This is a genomic window from Nonomuraea sp. K271 (assembly GCF_009908215.1).
GTDB classification, from domain to species: domain Bacteria; phylum Actinomycetota; class Actinomycetes; order Streptosporangiales; family Streptosporangiaceae; genus Nonomuraea; species Nonomuraea longispora.
In genome coordinates this window covers 18407-38039 of the sequence record NZ_JAAAHR010000058.1, presented here as the reverse complement: position 1 = coordinate 38039, position 19633 = coordinate 18407, and the positions used below count along the sequence as shown (strand labels likewise).

General features: G+C 72.3%; 19 protein-coding genes and 1 pseudogene. 10 read left to right on the top strand and 10 right to left on the bottom strand.

All coding sequences use genetic code 11. The annotated features are described in order from the left end of the window. Positions 1-43: 43 nt before the first annotated feature. Complete coding sequence (locus GUY59_RS21105; protein ID WP_132337774.1) at positions 44-1222, bottom strand: NAD(P)/FAD-dependent oxidoreductase; 1179 nt, start codon at positions 1220-1222, stop codon at positions 44-46. Between the two features lie 201 nt (positions 1223-1423). On the opposite strand from GUY59_RS21105, the gene GUY59_RS21100 reads away from it, so the two are divergent. Continuing rightward, positions 1424-2617, top strand: coding sequence for a cytochrome P450 (locus tag GUY59_RS21100; protein WP_138201520.1), 1194 nt, complete (start codon positions 1424-1426; stop codon positions 2615-2617). A 186-nt stretch (positions 2618-2803) separates the two neighbouring features. Here GUY59_RS21100 and GUY59_RS21095 read toward each other — a convergent pair whose 3' ends face one another. Further along, on the bottom strand, positions 2804-4009 hold the full coding sequence (locus GUY59_RS21095; RefSeq protein WP_138201519.1) for an erythromycin esterase family protein: 1206 nt from the start codon (positions 4007-4009) through the stop codon (positions 2804-2806). 167 nt (positions 4010-4176) lie between these two features. Here GUY59_RS21095 and GUY59_RS21090 point away from each other — a divergent pair, with 167 nt between their 5' ends. Beyond that, positions 4177-5049: a GNAT family N-acetyltransferase gene (locus GUY59_RS21090; RefSeq protein WP_138201518.1), complete on the top strand. Its 873-nt coding sequence runs from the start codon at positions 4177-4179 to the stop codon at positions 5047-5049. Between the two features lie 4 nt (positions 5050-5053). Here the strand turns inward: GUY59_RS21090 and GUY59_RS21085 are convergent, their stop codons facing one another. Genes GUY59_RS21085 through GUY59_RS21075 form a run of 3 tightly spaced genes read right to left on the bottom strand, consistent with a single transcriptional unit; the run spans position 5054 to position 7692 of the window. Beyond that, entirely contained in the window at positions 5054-6067 is a 1014-nt protein-coding gene (locus tag GUY59_RS21085) for an NAD(P)/FAD-dependent oxidoreductase (protein ID WP_138201517.1), read from the bottom strand. 4 nt (positions 6068-6071) lie between these two features. Beyond that, entirely contained in the window at positions 6072-6593 is a 522-nt protein-coding gene (locus tag GUY59_RS21080) for an isoprenylcysteine carboxyl methyltransferase family protein (protein WP_138201516.1), read from the bottom strand. Positions 6594-6627: 34 nt separating this feature from the next. Further along, positions 6628-7692, bottom strand: coding sequence for a type III polyketide synthase (locus GUY59_RS21075; protein ID WP_138201515.1), 1065 nt, complete (start codon positions 7690-7692; stop codon positions 6628-6630). 117 nt (positions 7693-7809) lie between these two features. Between GUY59_RS21075 and GUY59_RS21070 the strand changes: the two genes are divergently transcribed. Continuing rightward, positions 7810-8682: a UbiA family prenyltransferase gene (locus GUY59_RS21070; RefSeq protein WP_138201514.1), complete on the top strand. Its 873-nt coding sequence runs from the start codon at positions 7810-7812 to the stop codon at positions 8680-8682. Here the strand turns inward: GUY59_RS21070 and GUY59_RS21065 are convergent. The 3 genes and pseudogenes from GUY59_RS21065 to GUY59_RS21055 all read right to left on the bottom strand — a co-directional run. After that, the gene (locus tag GUY59_RS21065; RefSeq protein ID WP_236667355.1) at positions 8672-9835 is read right to left on the bottom strand and encodes an NAD(P)/FAD-dependent oxidoreductase; all 1164 of its coding nucleotides are present in this window, start codon (positions 9833-9835) and stop codon (positions 8672-8674) included. The genes GUY59_RS21070 and GUY59_RS21065 overlap by 11 nt on opposite strands. 99 nt (positions 9836-9934) lie before the next feature. Further along, positions 9935-10312 carry a VOC family protein gene (locus GUY59_RS21060; protein ID WP_138201512.1) on the bottom strand — a complete coding sequence of 126 codons (378 nt, stop codon included), beginning with the start codon at positions 10310-10312 and terminating at the stop codon, positions 9935-9937. Between the two features lie 139 nt (positions 10313-10451). Next, positions 10452-10598 (bottom strand): annotated as a pseudogene (locus GUY59_RS21055) (hypothetical protein); the annotation flags it as partial. A 244-nt stretch (positions 10599-10842) separates the two neighbouring features. On the opposite strand from GUY59_RS21055, the gene GUY59_RS21050 reads away from it, so the two are divergent. The 4 genes from GUY59_RS21050 to GUY59_RS21035 all read left to right on the top strand — a co-directional run bounded on the left by GUY59_RS21050 (position 10843) and on the right by GUY59_RS21035 (position 14564). After that, positions 10843-11559: a DUF2306 domain-containing protein gene (locus tag GUY59_RS21050; RefSeq protein WP_201761137.1), complete on the top strand. Its 717-nt coding sequence runs from the start codon at positions 10843-10845 to the stop codon at positions 11557-11559. Between the two features lie 232 nt (positions 11560-11791). Continuing rightward, positions 11792-12997, top strand: coding sequence for a tryptophan synthase subunit beta (gene trpB, locus GUY59_RS21045; protein WP_236667354.1), 1206 nt, complete (start codon positions 11792-11794; stop codon positions 12995-12997). Beyond that, on the top strand, positions 12994-13809 hold the full coding sequence (gene trpA / locus GUY59_RS21040; RefSeq protein WP_138201510.1) for a tryptophan synthase subunit alpha: 816 nt from the start codon (positions 12994-12996) through the stop codon (positions 13807-13809). Before trpB ends, trpA begins: the two co-directional genes overlap by 4 nt. Beyond that, complete coding sequence (locus GUY59_RS21035) at positions 13806-14564, top strand: GntR family transcriptional regulator (RefSeq protein WP_138201509.1); 759 nt, start codon at positions 13806-13808, stop codon at positions 14562-14564. Before trpA ends, GUY59_RS21035 begins: the two co-directional genes overlap by 4 nt. A 2-nt stretch (positions 14565-14566) precedes the next feature. Here the strand turns inward: GUY59_RS21035 and GUY59_RS21030 are convergent, their stop codons facing one another. Continuing rightward, positions 14567-15409 carry a LysR family transcriptional regulator gene (locus GUY59_RS21030; protein WP_138201508.1) on the bottom strand — a complete coding sequence of 281 codons (843 nt, stop codon included), beginning with the start codon at positions 15407-15409 and terminating at the stop codon, positions 14567-14569. Positions 15410-15481: 72 nt separating this feature from the next. On the opposite strand from GUY59_RS21030, the gene GUY59_RS21025 reads away from it, so the two are divergent. Then, positions 15482-16693, top strand: coding sequence for an MFS transporter (locus GUY59_RS21025; protein WP_212746202.1), 1212 nt, complete (start codon positions 15482-15484; stop codon positions 16691-16693). A gap of 28 nt (positions 16694-16721) precedes the next feature. Here the strand turns inward: GUY59_RS21025 and GUY59_RS21020 are convergent, their stop codons facing one another. Beyond that, entirely contained in the window at positions 16722-17462 is a 741-nt protein-coding gene (locus GUY59_RS21020; RefSeq protein ID WP_138201507.1) for a VOC family protein, read from the bottom strand. 92 nt (positions 17463-17554) lie between these two features. On the opposite strand from GUY59_RS21020, the gene GUY59_RS21015 reads away from it, so the two are divergent. After that, positions 17555-17779 (top strand): TrmO family methyltransferase domain-containing protein, encoded by a 225-nt coding sequence (locus GUY59_RS21015; protein WP_138201506.1) that lies wholly within the window; start codon positions 17555-17557, stop codon positions 17777-17779. Between the two features lie 337 nt (positions 17780-18116). Continuing rightward, the gene (locus GUY59_RS21010; RefSeq protein WP_138201505.1) at positions 18117-19613 is read left to right on the top strand and encodes an FAD-dependent monooxygenase; all 1497 of its coding nucleotides are present in this window, start codon (positions 18117-18119) and stop codon (positions 19611-19613) included. Positions 19614-19633: the final 20 nt, after the last annotated feature.

The window sequence follows — 19633 nt, the reverse complement described above, 5'->3', positions numbered from 1 at the left end:
GCCGGACCTCCTGACCGGCGACGCCCGGACCGGAATCATCCGCTCACGTCGCCCGCGCGGCGATGGCCGGCCGCCCGGCACGCCGGCCGCCCCTGAACCACTTGTAGGAGCCGGGCACGCGAGCCTCACGGCGGATCCTGCGCACCGCGAGGTTGCAGGTCATCTCCTTGTACGCCGCGGCCATGCGGCCGTCGAAGTAGACGTTCATCGCGCTGTCGTCCTTGCGGGCGAACTGCCGCACGCCGCCACGCCTGCCGAGACTGACGCACGACCCCGTGAAGGCCAGGGTGATCGCCACCGGATCGGTGCCGGCGATGCGGCTCATCACGGTGTTGGCGGCCTGCGCCCCGAGCGGCCCGGCGGCGTAGCAGCTCATCCGCAGCGGCCGGCCCGACGGCGAAGCGGCGTCCCCGGCCGCGACGATGCGGCCGTCGCCGACGCTGGTCAGCGTTTCGTCGGTGAGCAGCCGGCCCAGCGCGTCGGTACGCAGCCCGCTCGCCGCCGCCAGTTGCGGCACACCGAAACCGGCCGCCCAGACCGTCAGTGCGCTCGCCCCCGTCCCGCCGCCGGCGAAGACGACCTCGTCCGGCCCGACCTCGCTCACCGCGGTCTCCTCCAGCACCGTGACGCCGTGCCGGGACAGCCACCTGGCCACGGACCGGCGGCCCGGCTCGCTCAGCGACGGCGCCAGGGTCCTGCCGCAGACCAGCGTGACCCTGCGTCCCCGCTCGGCCAGCTCGGCGGCCGTCTCGATGCCGGTCAGCCCACCGCCGACCACGGTGACCGGGGCGCCGAGGGGCACGTCGTCCAGACGGGCGCGCAGCCGCCGCGCGGCCTCCAGCTCCGCGATGTCGAACGCGAACTCGGCCGCGCCGGGCACCGACGACGGTATGGCCCCGGTGCTGCCGACCGCGTAGATGACGTAGTCGTACTCGATCGCGCCGCCCGAGGCCAGCCGCACCTCGCGGGCCACGGTGTCGATGTGCTCCGCGCTGTCGACGACCAGCCGGATGTCCGCACCGAGCAGCGTGCCGTAGCCGGCCGTGGCCTCGCCGGTGCCGGCGACGAACTGGTGCAGTCTGATGCGTTCCACGAACTCGGGGCGGGGATTGACCATGGTGACGTCGACGTCGGAACGCATCCGCAGGTGGTTGGCCGCGAGCGTGCCGGCGTAGCCGCCTCCGATGACGACGACCTTGTGACGTGCGTGAAATCCGGACATGGCGACGATTCCCTTCTCGGTCTCGGCAGGTGTTCGGGACACGCGGCCCGGATGGGGCCGGCGATGATCGCTCCCTCACCGGTCCGACAACGCGACACCGCGGAATGTGAGGCGACGCGCCGGCCTCACAGTTCGGCGCGCTGTCTTGTCGGACAGGTAGGACGGCGAGGGAGCCGGCACCACAGAATGGATGGTCAGAAGATGACGCAAGCGCTGGAAGCGCCGCTGTTCATGCGGCGCGACGGGATGGACCCGGTCGAGGAACTGGCCCTGGCCCGCGACCGCGAGGGTGTGGTGCGGGTGGACACGCCGTTCGGCCTGCCCGCGTACCTCGTCTGCCGCCACGAGGACGTCCGGCAGGTGCTGTCGGACCCCGTCCGGTTCAGCAGCGCCCGCACACCGTTCCCGGAAATCGGGCAAATGGACGCCGAGGAGCGGGCCAAGATGCAGGCCGGGCAGCTGATCGGGCTCGACCCGCCCGAGCACACCCGCCTGCGCCGGATGCTCACGCCGGAGTTCACGGTACGCCGGATGCGCCGGCTGGAGCCGCGGATCACCGAGATCGTCCAGGAGGCGCTGGACGATCTGGAGCGGGCGGGAAAGCCGGCCGATCTGGTGAAGCACTTCGCGTTGCCGGTGCCGTCGCTGGTGATCTGCGAGCTGCTGGGTGTGCCGTACGCCGACCGCGCCGAGTTCCACGCCCGTTCCGTGCGCCTGCTGGACACGTCCTTGCCGGCGGAGCAGCGACTCGCGGCGCAGCGGGAGGATCACGCCTACATGGCGGGCCTGGCCGCCCGCGCGCGGGCGAACCCGGGCGAGGACCTGCTCGGCATGCTGGTGCGTGAGCACGGCGACGAGCTCAGCGCCGACGAGCTCACCGGTATCGCGAAGCTGCTGCTGCTGGCCGGGCACGAGACGACTGCGAACATGCTCGGCCTGGGCACCCTGGCCCTGCTGCGGCACCCGGACCAGGTCGCCATGATCCGCGACGACCCCGCGCGGATCGAGCCCGCCGTCGAGGAGCTGATGCGCTGGCTGTCCATCGTGAACGGGCTGCCGCCGCGCACCACCATGGCGGAGGTGGAGATCGCCGGGCAGGTCATTCCCGCCGGCTCGCTCGTGATCCTCTCGATTCCCGCCGCCAACCGCGACCCCGCCCTGACCGGCGATCCCGAGACCCTCGACATCACCAGGGAAGCCGCCGGTCATGTCGGCTTCGGCCACGGCGTGCACCACTGCCTCGGGGCGCCGCTGGCGCGGATGGAGATGCGCATCGCCTTCCCCGCACTGCTGCGGCGTTTCCCCGGCCTCGCCCTGGCCGATCCGCACGAGCGGGTGGACTACCGGGTCTTCAGCATCGTGTACGGCCTGCACGCGCTGCGGGTGACCTGGTAGGCCTCCACCTGTGCTCCCGGCTCCGAGCCTCCGGCATGCCGCTGCCCGCGATCCGGGAGTACGCGGCGCTGGTCCGCCAAGGAGCACAGACGTTTGCGGACCGGTACGTGCCTGACCGGGCAGCACCCGCCGCTCGGCTGAAGGCGGTCCGTGCCCCGGGAACGGACGTCCTGGCCCAAGGGTGGCTCAGATGTCCTTGAGGAACACGATGGCGTCGGTCTGGTCGGTGCTGTCCGGGTCGAGGGGGAAGTATGTGTGGTCGGCCGGGACGCGGGGCGTCGGCTTCCGGTCGAGGACCGTGGCGAGGCGGACGGGATCGACGACCGCGCGAGCATCGGGGAGGGCCGACAGCAGCCCTTCGAGGGTGTCAGGCTTGGGGACGTCGGAGCCGCGGGTGCCGAAGGTGGTGGCCGCGAAGGCGTACTGGTCGCCGAGGCGGGTGCCGATGATGGCCCCGGCGCTCCACCACTCCAGTGTCCGGCCCGCCAGAGGGCCCCAGCCCTCCGGCAACAGCCAGCTGCTCTTGTCCTTCCGCAGGTGGCTGTTCTGGGCGAAGACGAGGGTGGGGCCGCGACGGGCCTCGCGGGCCACAATGGCGTCGAGGTTGTCGGCCATCATCGCATCGCGCAGGCACATCAGCGTGCCGACGCGGGTGGTCGCGGCGTCGGCCATGCCGGCGTGGTAGCGCAAGAGCCCGGCGGCGGTGCGGGCGTACAGGTCGGCGCGCCACCAGCCGTCAGGGGAGATGGCGGCCGTCAGGTGAGGAGTGTGCGCGGTGAGCAGCGCGCGCAGATCATCGGCGATCAGGCGTAGCGCTCCGGCCTCAGGCGTGCGGCCGACGGACTGGGTGGGATCCGTGATGACGGCCGGGTTGGTCCAGCGCCCGTCGGGGCCGAGCAGTTCGCCGAGGGTCTCGCGACTCCAGGCCAGGTCGAGGTGGGCGGAGAGACAGTCGTGCAGCGCGGTCAATGCCGGCCGGGGGCTGGCGGCGCCGGTCATCTCCAGAGGGCCGTCGAAGCCGTAGAAGCGAAGCCGCTCGTGCGGCGGACGCTGCTCGTTGTGGGCGCGCATCCAGCGCAGGAGCTCGCGGTTGGCGGGTGAGGCGCCGAGGCCATGGCTGAAGCCGCGGCTCATCGCGTCGTCGAGGGTGCCGATGCCGTCGGCGACGTACGCGTCCGCGGCCAGGGCCGCCAGGCAGTCGCTCTCGATGACGATGGAGCGGTAGCCCCTGTGTTCGACGAGGTGTCGGAAGAGTTCGTTGCGCAGTTCGGGGAAGGCTTCGACGCCGTGGGTGGGCTCGCCGAGACCTAGCAGGCGGGTGGCCGTGGGCAGGAGCGAGGCGAGGGCACCGCCGGTGAAGGGACGCACGGCATTCCGGATCGAGGCTGTCATTCCTTGAACTGTATCGTTGAACCTTCTGTGTAAGCTCCAACGCTATTTTCCGATGGTGACGGGAGCGTACCTTAAAACTGCGGGTGCCGAACAACCGGGACGACGGAAGCGGGCGCCCGCCCGTAATTGGGATGCCCGCGCCCGCCGGAGTGGTGTTTGATCGGGCGATGGCTGTCGAGATGGGCGGCCCGTCGGCCGACGGGCTCGGTGACGTGGTGCGGGCGTTGGAGAAATGGCAGGACGACACCGTGCCCGTGCAACTGCATCCGGGAGATGTGGGCTGGTACTGGCGCTTCGGCGCGGAGCGTACGGCGCAGGCCACGCGGACCTGGAGCCGGGCCGGGGAGATCCTCGCGGTCGGGCTGCTGGACGGTGCGGACCTGCTGCGGCTGGCGTTCGCGCCGCGGGCGCTGCGCGACGAGGAGCTCGCGCGGCAGGTGGCGCGCGACGTGTCGGGGCGTGGTGTGCTGCCCGAGGGCAAGGTCTCCCTCGAAGCGCCGATGAGTGCGCTGATCCGGGACGTGTTGTCCGAGGACGGCTGGGAGAGTGGCGAGCCGTGGACGCTGCTCCGGCGCGACCTCGGCGCCCCCGTGCCGGATCCCGGCGTCGACATCGAGGTGGTCGGGTCGGAGCAGGCGCGCGAGTGGGTCGCGGCCCTGCGGGCGTCGTTCGGCGGGTCGACGTCCACTGACGAGCGCTGGCACGCGATGGCGGCAGGCGTTCCGTATGCCGGCGCGCGGTGCCTGGCCGTACGCGACGAGCGGGGCGAGATGGTGGCGGTCGTGATCGTGTGGTCGGCGGGTGTGGGCAGAATGGGGCTGATCGAACCGATGGGAGTGCACCGGGAGCACCGCGGCCACGGCTACGGCCGGGCGATCACCATGGCCGGGGCACGCGCGCTGCGGGAGCTGGGTTCGTCCAGCGTGGTCGTGTACACGCCGAGCTCCAACGTCGGCGCCGTCGCCACCTACCGGTCGGCAGGGCTGGAGCAGGTGTCCGAGAGGCGAGACCTGTGCCGCGACGCGCGCCACGCCCCCTGAGAGGTCAGGCGAGCATCCGGACGATGCCCGTGAACAGGCCGGGCAGGCTGCGGGCCGCGGGCACCACCAGCCGGGCCGTGCCGGCGCGGCGCGCGGCCTGCACCAGCGCGCCCGTCAGCAGCCGGTGCGTGCGGGACAACCGCGACCACGCGCCGTCGTAATCCTCCGGCCGCTCCTCGACCAGGCACCTGACCAGCAGTTCGGCCGAGCGCACCGCCAGCGAGACACCCTCGCCGGTGAGCGCGTCCACATAGCCGGCCGCGTCCCCGACCAGCAGGACACGCCCCGCACGGCGGGAACGCGCGGCCTGGCGCAGCGGGCCCGCGCCGCGCACCACGGTGACGGCCGGGCCGCGCAGACGGCGGGTCAGGCCGGGGAAGCCGCGCAGGTGCTCGTCGTAGCCGCGCCGCACCGAGCTGAGTATCGCGACGCCGATCAGGTCGGCGGCGACGGGAGTGACGTACGCCTCGCCCGCGTTCGACCAGTGCACCTCGACGAAGTCGGTCCACGGCTCGATCCTGTAGTGCCGGCGCTGGCCGTACCTGCGGGGACCGCGCGCGGGCAGGTCGAGGCCGAGCGAGCGGCGCAGCGGCGAGTGCAGCCCGTCGGCGGCGACCAGCCAGCGGGCCCGCAGCCCGGCGGCCTCCACGCCGTCCCGGTCCTGCGAGACGTCCGTGATCCTGCCGGTGACGGTCTTGACGCCCAGCTCGGCGGCTCGCCGCGCGAGCGCGGAGTGCAGGTGCGTACGGCGTACGCCCAGGCCGGGCGCAGCGGAGAACGCGGCCCGCACCTCACGCCGGCCGTCGAGGTAGTGAATGCCGCGGAACTCGCGCCCCTCGACCTCCACCCCCATCGCCGCCAGCGCCGCCACACCGCCCGGCATGACGCCCTCGCCGCACGCCTTGTCCACGGGACAGGCCCGCGGCTCGACGACGACCGCCTCCATCCCCGCCAGCGCGGCGTGCACGGCCGTCGCCAGCCCCGCCGGGCCGCCGCCCGCGATCAGCACGTCGATCACGCGGTCACCGCTCCGAAGCGGACGCGAGAGCCGCGTTCTCGCAGCGGATGCGCACCACCATCAGCACGGCGTTGAGCACCGTGAACGCCAGCGCCGTCACCCAGGCCGTGTGCACCAGCGGCAGCGCGAGCCCTTCGACCGCCACAGCCACGTAGTTGGGATGCCGCAGCCACCCGAACCGGTACGGGCCGCGCGTCACCAGCGGCAGGCCCGGCACCACGATCACCTGCGTGTTCCAGCGCGGCCCGAGCGAGGCTATGCACCACCACCGCAACCCCTGGGCCGCCACGACCAGCGCCAGCATCGGCCAGCCGAGCGCGGGCAGGAAGGGCCGATCCGCCAGCGCGACCTCCAGCGGCGCGCAGACGAGCAGCCCGGTGTGCAGGGCCACCATCCACGGATAGTGGCCCTGCCCGCTGACGACGCCGCCGCGCGCCATGCTCCACGCGGCGTTGCGCCGGGCGACGACCAGCTCGGCCACGCGTTCCAGGCCGACCAGGAGGACGAGCACCAGGTACCAGATCATAAGGCAGCCACCAGCGTTCGGGTCATGGGCGCGGTCACCAGCGGATCAAAACGAGTTCCGAGCAGAAGCCCGGCCCCATGGCGATGATCAGGCCCCAGGTTCCAGGTTCGGGCCGCCGGGTGGCGAGGGTGTCGCCCAGCACGTGGAGGACCGAGGCCGAGGACAGGTTGCCGTTGGCCGCCAGCGAACGCCACGTCACGTCGAGCGCTCCCACGGGCAGGCTGAGCACGTCCGACACGGCTTCGAGCACCTTCGGCCCGCCGGGATGACACACCCACGCCGTCACCTCCTCCGCCGTCACGCCGTACTCGGCCAGGAAGCCGTGCACGTCGCCGGGCAGGTAGCGCCGCACGACCTCCGGGACGCTCGCGTCCAGCATCACCTGAAACCCGGTGTCGCGCACCCGCCATCCCATGACGTGCTCGGAGCCCGGATAAAGGTGGCTGCGCGTGGCCACCACGGTGGGGCCGGCAGTGGGACCGGCCGTTCCGCGCCCGCCGCCGCAGGCCACCACGGCCGCCGCGCCGTCGCCGAATAATGCGCTGGCGACCAGGTTCGCGGGGGAGGAGTCGCCCCGCTGCACCGTGAGCGAGCACAACTCCACCGACAGCAGCACGGCCACGTGCTCCGGCCAGCCCCGCAGGTAGTCGTGGACCCTGGCGATGCCCGCCGCCCCCGCCACGCAGCCCAGGCCGAAGACGGGCACCCGCTTGACGTCGGGCCGCAGGCCGAGCGCCGCCGCCAGCCGGGCGTCGATGGAGGGCGCGGCGATGCCCGTCACCGACGTGAACATGATCAGGTCGACTTCGGTCGGCTCCAGCCCGGCCGCGTCCAGGGCGGCCTTCACGCTCTCCAGCCCGAGGTCCACGGCGACCGAGATGAAGGCGTCGTTGGCGGCGCCGAAGCCGTTGAGCTTCTCGTACCGCTCGATGGGCAGGGCGAGATTGCGGTAGTCCACCCGGGCGCTGCGGTGCAGGCGGTCGAGGAGCCGCCGGTCGCCGTTCTCCGGCAGGCACACGCGGGCGGCCATGTCGGTGAGCTCGGACTGCGCGTACCGGTGAGGAGGGAAAGCACAACGGACTGCGGCGATACGGGTCATGCAGCTCTCCCTGGGCGGCCGGCAACTCCTGCTTCGCACGTTTCCCGTCCCACTGGTCATTTAAGCCACACCGGGCGCGGGATTCTCGGCGGCGGCCGCCCGGTCTACGATCGGCTTGTGAGGGACCGCGACCCCGCGGCCGCCGCCGTCGTGCGCGACGGGCCGTGGCGGCCCGCCCGCGGGCTGGTGCGCGCGTGCCATCCCGGCCCGACCGTGGCGGTGACCGCCCTGGTCACCGCGCTGGCCGTGGCCACGGGGCGCGACGCGGCGGGGTGCGTGCTGGCAGGGGCGGCCGTGCTGGCGGGGCAGCTCTCGATCGGCTGGTGCAACGACGCGCTCGACGCCCAGCGGGACGCGGCCGCCGGGCGTGCGGGCAAACCCGTCGCGGACGGCACCGTCAGCGCGCGTGCCGTCCGCATCGCCGCTCTCGTGGCGCTGGCCTGCTGCGTGCCGCTGTCGCTGGCCTCCGGCTGGCGGGCGGGCGCGCTGCACCTCGCCGGGGTGCTGGCGGCCTGGGGGTACGACCTCGGGCTGAAGGCGACACTCCTGTCATGGGCCCCGTACGCGGTCGGGTTCGGCGTGCTGCCGGCCTTCGTGACCCTGGGCCTGCCCGGCGAACCCTGGCCCGCGTGGTGGGCGGTCCTGGCCGCCGCGCTGCTCGGCGTGGGCGCTCATCTGGCCAACGTGCTGCCGGACATCGAGGGCGACCTGGACACCGGCGTACGCGGCTGGCCGCAGCGCATGGGCGCCTCCCGCGTTCGCCTTCTGATCCCCGTACCGCTGCTGGTTGCGACCCTCCTGCTCGTCCTCGGCCCCGAAGGCGCTCCCGGCGTTGCGGGCCTTGCGGCCGTGGCCGCCGCGTTCGTCCTCTCGGCCACGGGGGTGTCGGCGGCGTCCAGGTCCGCGCGGGTGCCGTTCGTCACCGCCGTCGCCGTGGCGGCGGTGGACGTGGTCCTCCTGATCGCCGAGGGCGCCTCCCTCACGGGGTGACCCGCGTCGCGGACCGGCCCGCGCGCAGGGATCCGCGCAGCCACCGCATCCCCACGGCCAGCGCGAGCGGGGCGGGCACCGTCCCGGCCCCGAGCCCCACCTCCACCAGCAGGTCGAACACCTCCTTGCGATGGGCGGCGGTCTCGATCGCCGCGTCGATGAAGCCGGGGGACTGGGCCAGCCGGGCCAGCACGTCCGTGGTCCGCAGATGCCGTCCGAGCGCCCGGCGCACCTTGCTCCGGTACAGCGCCAGCGGATCGTCCGGCGACTCCACCGCGGCCTCGGCCGCCAGCCGCCCGGACAGCAGCGCGTAGTAGATGCCCTCGCCGGTGAGCGGGTTGATCAGCCCCGCCGCGTCACCGGCGAGCAGGACCCGTCCAGCGCCGGGCGCCGGCCGACCGGTCGAGAGCGGCAGGTGGTGGGCACGAAGCTCACGGGGGTGCAGACCGGGCAGCAACTCGGCGAGCCGGCCGTGCAGCACCTGACGTCCGGGTGCCCCCGCCGCGCGCAGCCGGGGGAGCAGCATGCCGAAGCCGATGTTCGCGGTGCCGTCGCCGATGGGGAACGACCACGCGTAGGCCGGCCAGCCCGCCTTCTGCATGGCGATGAGCTGGACATCGTCATCCTCGGGCACGTCGGCGTAGCCGCGCACGGCGATGGCGGTGTGCTCCTCGGCGGCCGGCGCCAGGCCGATCAGGCGGCGCACGACCGAGCCGGCCCCGTCGGCCGCCACCACCGTACGGGCCCGCAGCCGGCCGTCGATCACCACCCCGGATCCGTCGGGGACGAGATCCCTGACACGGTGCCTGCGTACCTCGACGCCCCTGTCCCGCGCGGCGGCCACCAGCCGGGCGTCGAACACCCGGCGCGGCACCACGTGATTGGGCCGCGCGGCCTCGGCGGAGACCCGCACGCCGCCCGGCGAGACCACGGTCAGGCGCGGCGTGGGCCGGTAGTCGTCGATGAGCGCGGGCACCCCCAGCAGAGCCAGCTCGTCGCGCCCGTGGGCGGCGATGCCGTCGCCGCACGGCTTGTCACGGGGGAAGTCCGCCCTGTCGAGCAGGAGCACGCGCGCCCGCGGCCGTAGTTGCGCGGCGCGTAGCGCCGCCGCCGAGCCCGCTGGTCCCGCTCCTACGATCACCACATCCCACATGGGGTCCATGCGAGGTCTGTCCCACCCTGCGCACGACCAGAAACTCATCACTGTCCGCATTCCCGCGCCAGGAGCGGGAACCGGTCGCGACGCCGTCCGTCAGAGCGGCTTGAGGCGTGTCCTGAGCAGGCAGAACTCGTTGCCCTCCGGATCGGCGAGCACGTGCCAGGGCTCCTCCCCGGTCTGACCGACGTCGACCGGTACGGCTCCCGCGGCCAGCAGGCGTTCGAGCTCGGCATCCTGGTCGCGGTCGGTGGCGTTGACGTCGATGTGCAGCCGCAGCACCCCGGTCTGCGGTTCGTCGTCGCGGCTGAGGATGATCGTCGGCTGCGGGCCGCCGAACCCGTCGCGCGGCCCTATCTCGATGCCGTCCTCCTCACTTTGCAGCACTGTGAAGTCCAGGACCTCGCACCAGAAGCGCGCCAGCATCTCGGGGTCGTGGCACTTGAGCACGAGTTCACTGATACGGCATGCCATCGACGTACTCCACTCCCAGCGTGACAACTGCCGGGGGCGGCCGCGCGGATGTCACCGGCTCCCAGCAGTGAGGACTCCGCGCCACCGTACCCGGGGCGGGGGAGGCGAATCCCAGCCCTCGGCCGGCCCTGCGGGCGGCTCAGGCTCCGGCCGGCCGGTACGCCTCGTACCGCCGCAGCCACTCCGCGCGGATCAGCGGCGAATGCGCATCCTGTACGCAGAACTCGTTGCCCTCCGGATCCGCCATCACCGCCCAGGCGCAGTCGCCCTGGCCCACATCGACGCGGGTGGCCCCGGTCGAGGGCCTTCACCCAAGAACCTGGCCCACCGTCCGGGATCGCGGCAGTCCACGATCAGCGCACCGATGCGTGATCCCATGGCAGCACCGTAGGGGACCGCGTTCGCGGCCGTCGAACCCCCGAGGGGCCGTACGGCGTTCGGTACGCGGTCGTCCGGGAGCGTGGCACGATGAGCAACCGGGTGAAGCCTGTCGGCCGGTCGAGTGACCACTTACGAGCATGGGAGTCTGCATGACCACCGCTTCGACCATGGGCAGGCGCCGGCGGACGTTGTGGGGGTTGATGGCCGTCTCCGCGATCGGCATCGCCGCCTTCGCCGTGCCGCCGTACCTGAGTGGTGACCCGGCCAACAGCAACCTTGCCATCAATCCGGACGCGACGCTCCATTTCCTGTCGCTCGTGGTGCACGCCGTTCCGTCCGGCCTGGCGCTGCTCATCGGCCCCCTGCAGTTCCTCACGCCGCTGCGCGACCGCCATCCCCGTCTCCACCGGATCGCGGGCCGGGTCTACATGGTCTCGGTGGTGTGCGGCTCGCTTGCGGCGCTCTTCGCCGCGACGTTCTCGGTCAGCGGGTTCCCCGCCCAGGTCGCGTTCTACGTGCTCACGGCGGCCTGGCTGTACTCACTGGTCCAGGCCTACCGGTGCATCCGCCGCGGTGAGGCGCGGCTGCACCGGATCTGGATGATCCGCAACTACGCCCTGACGTTCGCCGCGGTCACCTTGCGCGTCTATCTGGTCATCGGCATGGTGCTGAGCAAGCAGTACACCTGGCTGACTTTCGAGGACGTCTACACCGCCAGCGTGTGGGCCTCCATCCTGATCAACGTGATCGTGGCCGAATACGTCATCGTCCAGGGCATCGTGGCGTCCACGGCCCGCCGGCGGCGGCGCGAGTCCGCGTCACCCGCGCCAGCCGTCACGCCCGGCCCGGCGGAGCGTGAGGGGTGACGCGGACTTGAGTCAATCAAGCTCTCATCGTCAACGGAGCGCGAGCTGCGCGGCCTGGTCAACGGACTGGCCCAGCACATCGCCGGTCGCGTGCGCGCACCCGACCGACCGTCGCGCCACCGGGCCCAAGCGCTGACATCCGCACGCCCCGATGGTGGCGTGCCCACGTCCCGCGTGTCACACTCACTGTTATAGAACTCTTCCATGAGTTATAGAACAAAAGGAGCACGGTATGCGAGACGTGGCGCTGCGGCGCGAGCCGGTCCCGCCGGACGGGACGATGGGCGGGCCCCGGGTCGGGGGCCGGTTCGGCGAGTACGGCGGCCGGTACGCGCCGGAGTCCCTGGTGGAAGCGTGCCGCGAGGTCGACGAGGCGTTCCGGGAGGCCTGGGCGGATCCCGGATTCCGCGACGCCCTGGCGGGGCTGCTCGCCGCGCACGCCGGGCGGCCCACCCCGCTCACTCCGGCCGAACGGCTGTCGGAGGCGCTGGGCGTGCGGCTGTACCTCAAGCGCGAGGACCTCGCCCACACCGGGTCCCACAAGATCAACAATGTGCTGGGCCAGGCCCTGCTGGCCACCCGGATGGGACGGCGCAGGCTGATCGCCGAGACCGGCGCGGGCCAGCATGGTGTGGCCACCGCGACCGCCGCCGCCCTGCTCGGGCTGGAGGCGACGGTGTTCATGGGGGAGCGCGACATCGAGCGGCAGGAGCTGAACGTCTTCCGCATGCGCATGCTGGGCGCCGAGGTGATCCCGGTGACCGCGGGCAGCCGTACGCTCAAGGACGCCACCAGCGAGGCCATGCGGCACTGGGTGGGCGCGACCGGTGACTCCCACTACTGCATCGGCTCGGTCATCGGGCCGGATCCCTACCCGTGGATGGTCAGGGAGTTCCAGCGGGTCATCGGCGACGAGGCCCGCGGGCAGTGCGCGGCCGAGCTGCGTACCGGCGTGCCCGACCACGTGGTCGCGTGCGTCGGCGGCGGTTCCAACGCGGCCGGCACCTTCGCCGGATTCGCCGACACCCCGGCGCGGCTGGTCGGCGTCGAGGCGGAGGGCGGCGCCGGCGCCGCCCGCGGTCGGCTCGGCGTCCTGCACGGCTGCCGCTCGCTTTTCCTGCAGGACGGCGACGGGCAGATCACGGAGGCGCACTCCATCGCCCCCGGGCTCGACTACCCGGGGGTCGGCCCCGAGCACGCCCACCTGCGCGACCTGGGCCGCGCCCGCTACGTCACGGTCACCGACGACGAGGCGATCAGCGCGGCGGTACGGCTGGCGCGGACCGAGGGCATCGTCCCGGCACTCGAATCGGCGCACGCGCTCGCCTGGGTGATCCGGGCGGCGGACGAGGGTGACCTGCCCGCCGGATCGGCGGTGCTCATGACGTTGTCCGGCCGCGGCGACAAGGACGTCTCGACCCTGAAGGAGCTGCTGTGACGAACCCGACCATGACCGCGGGCGCGGTCGAACGCCACCTGCGCGCCCGCAGGGACGCCGGCCGCGGCCTGCTCATGCCGTACGTCACCGGCGGTATCACGCCCGGCTGGACCGACTACCTACGGGCGTTCGCCGACGCCGGGGCCGACGCGATCGAGGTGGGCCTGCCCTTCTCCGACCCCACACTGGACGGCGTCACCATCCAGCAGGCCGGCCAGACGGCGCTGGTCCGGGGCGCGAGCACCCGACGCATCCTCGCCGACCTGTCCGGCATGGCGGACCTGGGCGTGCCGCTGGTGGCGAGCACCTACTACAACCTGGTGCTGCACGACGGCCCCGAGGCGTTCTGCGCCGCGCTGCGCCGGGCCGGCGTCGGCGGCCTGATCGTGCCCGACCTGCCGGTGCACGAGGCGGACGAGCTGACGGACGTGGCCGCCGCCGCCGGGATCGAGCCGGCCCTGCTGGCCTCGCCGGCGACGCCCCAGCCCCGGCTGGCGGAGATCGTGTCCCGCAGCCGCGGATTCGTCTATGCCGTGTCGCTGATGGGCACCACCGGCGAGCGCGCCGCCCTCGCCGTCTCCGCGGCGCAGCTCACCGAGCGGATCAGGCGCGTCACCGACCGGCCGGTCTTGCTAGGATTCGGCATCTCCACCCCGGACCAGGCACGCGAAGCCCGCCGTCACGCCGACGGCGTGGTGGTCGGCGCCGCGGTCATGCGGCGCGTGCTCGACGGGGCCGGGCCGGACGACCTCCGGGCCTTCCTCGCGACCCTGCGTAAAGCCCTCGACCAGGAGTGTGACCGACCACGATGACCGCCGACGCCGGGCACGAGGCGAGATATCGCGCCATCGCCGCCGACCTCGCCGCGAAGATCCGGTCAGGCGACTACGCCCCGGGGGAGGCGCTGCCGCCGCAGCGGGAGCTGAGCGCCTCCTACGGAGTGACCCTCATGACCCTGCGCCAGGCGTTGCGTCAGCTCAGCGACGAGAGGTTGATCGTGCAGCGGCCCGGCAAGGGCACGTTCGTCGCCCCGCCCCACCTGGCGTATCAGCTCGACTCACTCCGCAGCCTGGTCGACGACCTGCGCCAACAGGGTCACGACGTACGCACCGCGGTGGCCGGGCGGGCGGTGCGCCGGGCTCCCGCCCGGATAGCCGCGGAGCTGCGGCTGCGTCCCGGCGACACCGCCCTGCGGCTGGAGCGGGTCCGCGAGTTCGCCGGACGTCCCGCCGTGCACCAGGTGTCGTGGGTACGCCGGCCGGTGGCCGACCGGATCCGCGACCGCGACTTCACCGCCGTCAGCCTCTACACGGCACTCGCCGACGCGGGCGTGACGGTCGCCAGGGCGTCCGAGGTGGTCAGGCCCGGCCTGCTCGACGACGCCGCCGCCCGCCACCTTGACGAGCCCCAGGGCAGCCCGGTGCTGGTCAGCACCCGGATCACCTACACGCTCGACGCCACGCCCGTGGTGTCCGACCATGCCACCATCCTCGGCAGCATGATGGAGATCCGCACCGAACGCGCCGCCACCGGCCTCTCACTCACCTGGGGCGCCGCCACCGGCTGAGCTCAGATCGTACGCCGGAGCGCGCTCTCCACGGCGTCGGTCAGCGGGTCGCCCTCGGTTCGCGGATGCCGCGCGAGACCGAGCTCGACGTCCGGCAGGGCGGGCAGGGCGTCCGCGTCGTGACAGGCCATGCCCGGCTCGAGGTTGGCGGGCATGAGCGCCGCGACGCCCAGCCCGGCGCGTACGGCGGCGAGCACGCCGACCAGGCTGTTGCTCTCGAACGCCACCCGCCAGGGCCGGTCGGCGCGATCCATCGCTTCCAGCACCGACGTACGCCAGAAGCACGGGTTGGAGAACAGCACCACCGGCAGCGGTTGGGCGGCCGGGTCCACGCCCGTGCCGACGGCCCACACCAGCGGGCGGCGCACGGTCCAGCGCGGCGGTCCGGGAAGGGCCGGCACCTCGTTGAGCACCAGGTGCACCCGGCCGGTGTCGTACGCCTCCCGCATCGCGACGTCGGCGACGCTGAGCACCTCCAGCGTCGCGCCGGGGTGGAGCCGGGCCAGGTCGGCGAGGACCTGCGACAGCTGGGACGCGGCCAGGTCCTCGAGCAGCCCGACGCCGCAGTGGCCGGTGAGCGCGCGCCCGGTCTCGGTGAGCGCCTGCGCGGACAGCGAGAGGATACGTTCGGCGTACGGCAGGAGCTCCTCGCCGGCCCGGGTCGGCGAGACGCCCGACGGCGAACGGTGGAGCAGCGGGTGGCCGACGGCGCTCTCCAGCTTGCGCACCTGCTGGCTCAGCGCGGGCTGCGTGTGCCCGAGCGCGGTCGCGGCGCGGCTGATGCTGCCCGCCCGCACGGCGGTGACGAACGAGCGCAACAACGCGATCTCAAGATCCTTGGCCATAAGCATTCATTATGACAGCCCCAACGAATTAAGTACTTCCTATGGCGTGCCGGGCGTTCTAGCGTCACGCGGGTGACCGGATACCGACAGGTGCTCGCCGTCCCGGGGATGGCGTCGCTGCTGGGCGTCTCGATGCTCGGCCGCACCGCGATCACGGCTGCCGTGATGGCGTTGACGATGTACGTCGTGCTGGGCCTGGACATGAGCTACGCCGCAGCCGGGGGTGTCGCGGCGGCCCTGACCGCCGGGCTGGCGCTGGGCGGGCCGCTGCTCGGGCGCATGATCGACCGTCGTGGCCTGCGCGCCGTGCTGCCGGTGACCGTCGTCCTGCAGGCCGTGTTCTGGCTGAGCGTGCCGATCCTGCCGTACGGGCCCCTGCTGGGCGCCGCCTTCGCGGCGGGGCTGGCGATGGTGCCGGTCCTGCCGGTGACCAGGCAGGCGATCGCCGCGATGACGCCGGCGGGGCAGCGCAGGGCCGCGTTCGCGCTGGAGTCGGTGCAGGGCGAACTGTCGTACGTCGTGGGCCCGGCGGTGGTGATCCTTTGCGCCGCGAACATGTCCCCGGGCGTGGTGGCGTGGGGGATCGGCGCCGCGATCGTGGCGGGCGGAACCGGGATCGCCCTGCTCAACCCGCCGATGCGGGCCGGGAGCGAGCCGGACGCCGGCGGCCCGGCCGGACGGCCCCCGCGCCGGGAGTGGCTGGGCGCCGGCATGATCGCCGTACTGGCGATGGGGTTCGGCACCACGACGCTGCTCAGCGGCATCGACCTCGCCATCGTCGCCACGCTCGAAGAAGAGGGCCAGGTGTCCTGGGCCGCCGTGGTCATCGCCGTGCTCGGCGTGGCCTCCGTCGCCGGCGGGCTGACGTACGGGGCGCTGCCCCGGCCGCTGCCCACCTGGGTGCTGCTCGGCCTGCTCGGGCTCGTGACGATTCCCGCCGGGCTCGCCCATGACTGGCGCTGGTTGTGCGTGGCCGTGACCGTCGCCGGCTTCCTCACCGCGCCGACCCTGTCCACGATGGCCGACGCGGTGAGCCGGCTGGCGCCGGCCGGCGTGCAGGGTGAGGCGACAGGGTTGCAGTCGTCGGCGCAGAGCGCGGGTTTCGCGCTCGGGTCACCGATCGTCGGGCTGGCGATCGACGTCTCCGCCCCGGCGGGCGGCTTCGCGGCGGCCGGGCTGGCGGGGCTCGCCGCCGCGCTGACCGGCTGCTTGCTGTCCCGCCGTACGTCGCATCGGCCGCCCGACCCGGCTCGTCGTGAGCCGGCCGCAACCCGGTCAGACTGACCGCGGACACGGCCTCCCGCTCCGTGTGTCAGGCGGGGGCGCCAAGAACGCAGAACTCGTTGCCCTCCGGGTCGGCCAGCACCTTCCACGAGACATCGCCCTGGCCCACGTCGGCAGGCGTCGCACCGAGGCCCCGCAGCCGGGTCACCTCGGCCGCTTGGTCGCCGCCGGGGTAGGGCAGCACGTCGAGATGGACGCGGGTCCACACGTCGTGGTCGTTGGGCCGGCGGACGAACTCAAGATATGGCCCGACGTTGCCGGCGGAGCGCAGCCGCGCGTGATCGTCGCTCACCTCGAGGAGGGTCCAGTCGATCGCCTCGCCCCAGAACCGGGCCATAGCCCGCGGGTCGTCGCAGTCGACGACCACCGCGGCGACCGGCCCGGTGTCCCGGTAGCGCTCTCGAGGCTCCAGCACGCAGAACACGTTGCCCTCCGGGTCGGCCAGCACCGTCCACGGCACGTCGCCCTGGCCCACGTCGGCAGGCGTCGCACCGAGCTCCCTTAGGCGCGCGACCCATTCGGCCTGGTGGTCCGCGGAGGTGGTGGCAAGATCGAGGTGCACGCGGTATTTCACAGTCTCGGGGTCGGGAACGGCGACGAAATCGACGCACACGGCGGCCGGGTCCGGCCAGACGGACTTCACAGGCAGGACGTTGGTCACCCCAGGCCCTTCGCTGTCGATGTCCCAGCCGAGTGCCTCCGCCCAGAACCTGCCGAGCGCCGAGTCGTCCCGAGCCTTGACGTTCACCTGTACGAGTCGCAATGCCATGCCGCCCACACTATGACGGTTGAGCCGCGCCGCCGACGGGGCGGGCACGACCCGTCGTTAGGGTAGAGTCCCCCGTTGGCCGGACCGCGGGAGTGCATCGTGAGCGCCGACTCGAAGTGCGCCTCGGCTTCGTCGCGCGGCGCGAGCAGGGCGTGGCAACGCTCGCCGTGGACGGCCTCGACATCCACGTGCGCGGGCTGGACGCCATCGACGGCACCCCGGTGCTGGACATCAGGCCCGACATGACCGAGTTCGGTCCGCAGGGCGAGACCGTACAGCCGGCGTGGGCGACCGAACCGATGCGCGATCACTACTGAGGCAAGGAAGCTGACATGGCGCACGACGGGCGCATGACCTATTTTGCGCGAAATGTGTCCGGGAATGACCGTGTGACTCCGGTAGCAACCGAACTACGTTAGAGGTCGGTTCTGAGGAGAGTCCAATGCAGGTCACCTCTCGGCCGGCCGTTCGACTTTGATGAAAGCGCCCTGGAAGAGCGGGGCGAAAACCGGCTTTCCATTGAGGAACGCCGGAGCCGGGGCACCTGCCAGTGTGAATGCGTTGAGCACATCATTGATGGCCAGCCTACGTTGAGTTGTGTGTATTCCTGCAGGAGTCGACCAACGAGCTGGCTTTCCATTCGAGGAGGCCGTCATGGTTGACATCCCAAACTCCGAAGGCGCGCACCCAACGGACGCACTGGTCGTGGGCGCGGGCCCCACGGGGCTGCTGCTCGCCGGGGACCTCGCCGAAGCAGGCCTGTCGGTGACCGTTGTCGAGGCTCGCCCTCACAAGATCAGCAACCTGTCCCGCGCCCTGGTCGTGCACGCCCGTGTCCTGGAACAGTTCGACGCCCGCGGGATCGCGGACGAGGTGATCAAGCTGGGACACCCCATCGACCGGCTGGCGCTGTTCGAACGGGGTGAACTCAACCCCGCTCGGCTGCCCAGCCGCTACCCGTTCGTCCTGTTCCTGCCGCAATACGAAGTGGAGCGCGTACTGGAACGGCGGGCCCGCGAAGCCGGGGTCACCTTCGTCCACGACACCAAGGTCGTCGCCGTCGAGCAGGACGCGAACGGCGTCACGGCCCGCGCGGTCGCCGGCAAGGACGCGGATCCGGGCGGTCCGTCGACCACCTTCCGCGCTTCCTACCTGGTCGGGACCGACGGAGTGCACAGCACCATCCGCTCAGCGCTCGGACTGCCCTTCCCCGGCAAGTCCATTCTCAAGTCGTTGATCCTTGCCGACCTCAAGCTCGGCAGGAAACCGAATCGGCCTTTCACGGTCAACGCCGTGCCGGACGGATTCGCGCTGCTCACCGAGATGGGCGAGGACACGTACCGATTGACCGGCTGGAACCGGCACCATCAGCTGGACGACAAGGCACCACTCCATGCCGAGGAGATCAAGGAACTGCTGCGGCTCAACTTCGGCACCGACTACGGCATCACCGACATCCGCTGGAAGTCCCGCTTCCACAGCGACGAAAGGCAGGCCCCCGCCTACCGCGTCGGCCGGGTCTTCCTGGCCGGTGACGCCGCGCATGTGCACTCGCCCGCAGGAGCCATGGGCATGAACACCGGCCTGCAGGACGCCGCCAACCTCAGCTGGAAACTCGTGGCCGTACACCGCGACGGAGCCGACGACCACCTCCTGGACACCTACCAAACCGAACGGCACGCCGTCGGCAAGATCGTCCTGCGGATGAGCGGGACCCTCGTCCGCGCCGCGCTGCTCCACGGGACCACCGCCCGGCTGCTGCGCGCCACAGCGGGAACCATCCTCAGCAACGTGCGCCCGCTGGCCGACAAGGCGGCCTCCATGATCTCCGGCATCGGCATCTCCTACCAGGCCCCACGCGGCACACACAAGCTGGCCGGGAAACGCGCCCCGGACGTCCAGTTGGCAGAGGGACGCCTGAACGAGCTGCAACGCGGCGGCAACTTCGTGCTGATCACCCCCGCCGGCCGGAACACCGACGTGCCCCTTCCCGGCCACGTGGTCCAAGCACACTGGACCGACGACCGCCGTACCACCGCTCTCATCCGCCCCGACGGCTACTTCTGCTGGGCGACAGAGAAAATCGACGACGCGGACGCTCTCCGTGCCGCACTGACCACCTGGGCAGGCCCACTCCGCGAGCACGCGTGAGTATCACACGTCATACCGCT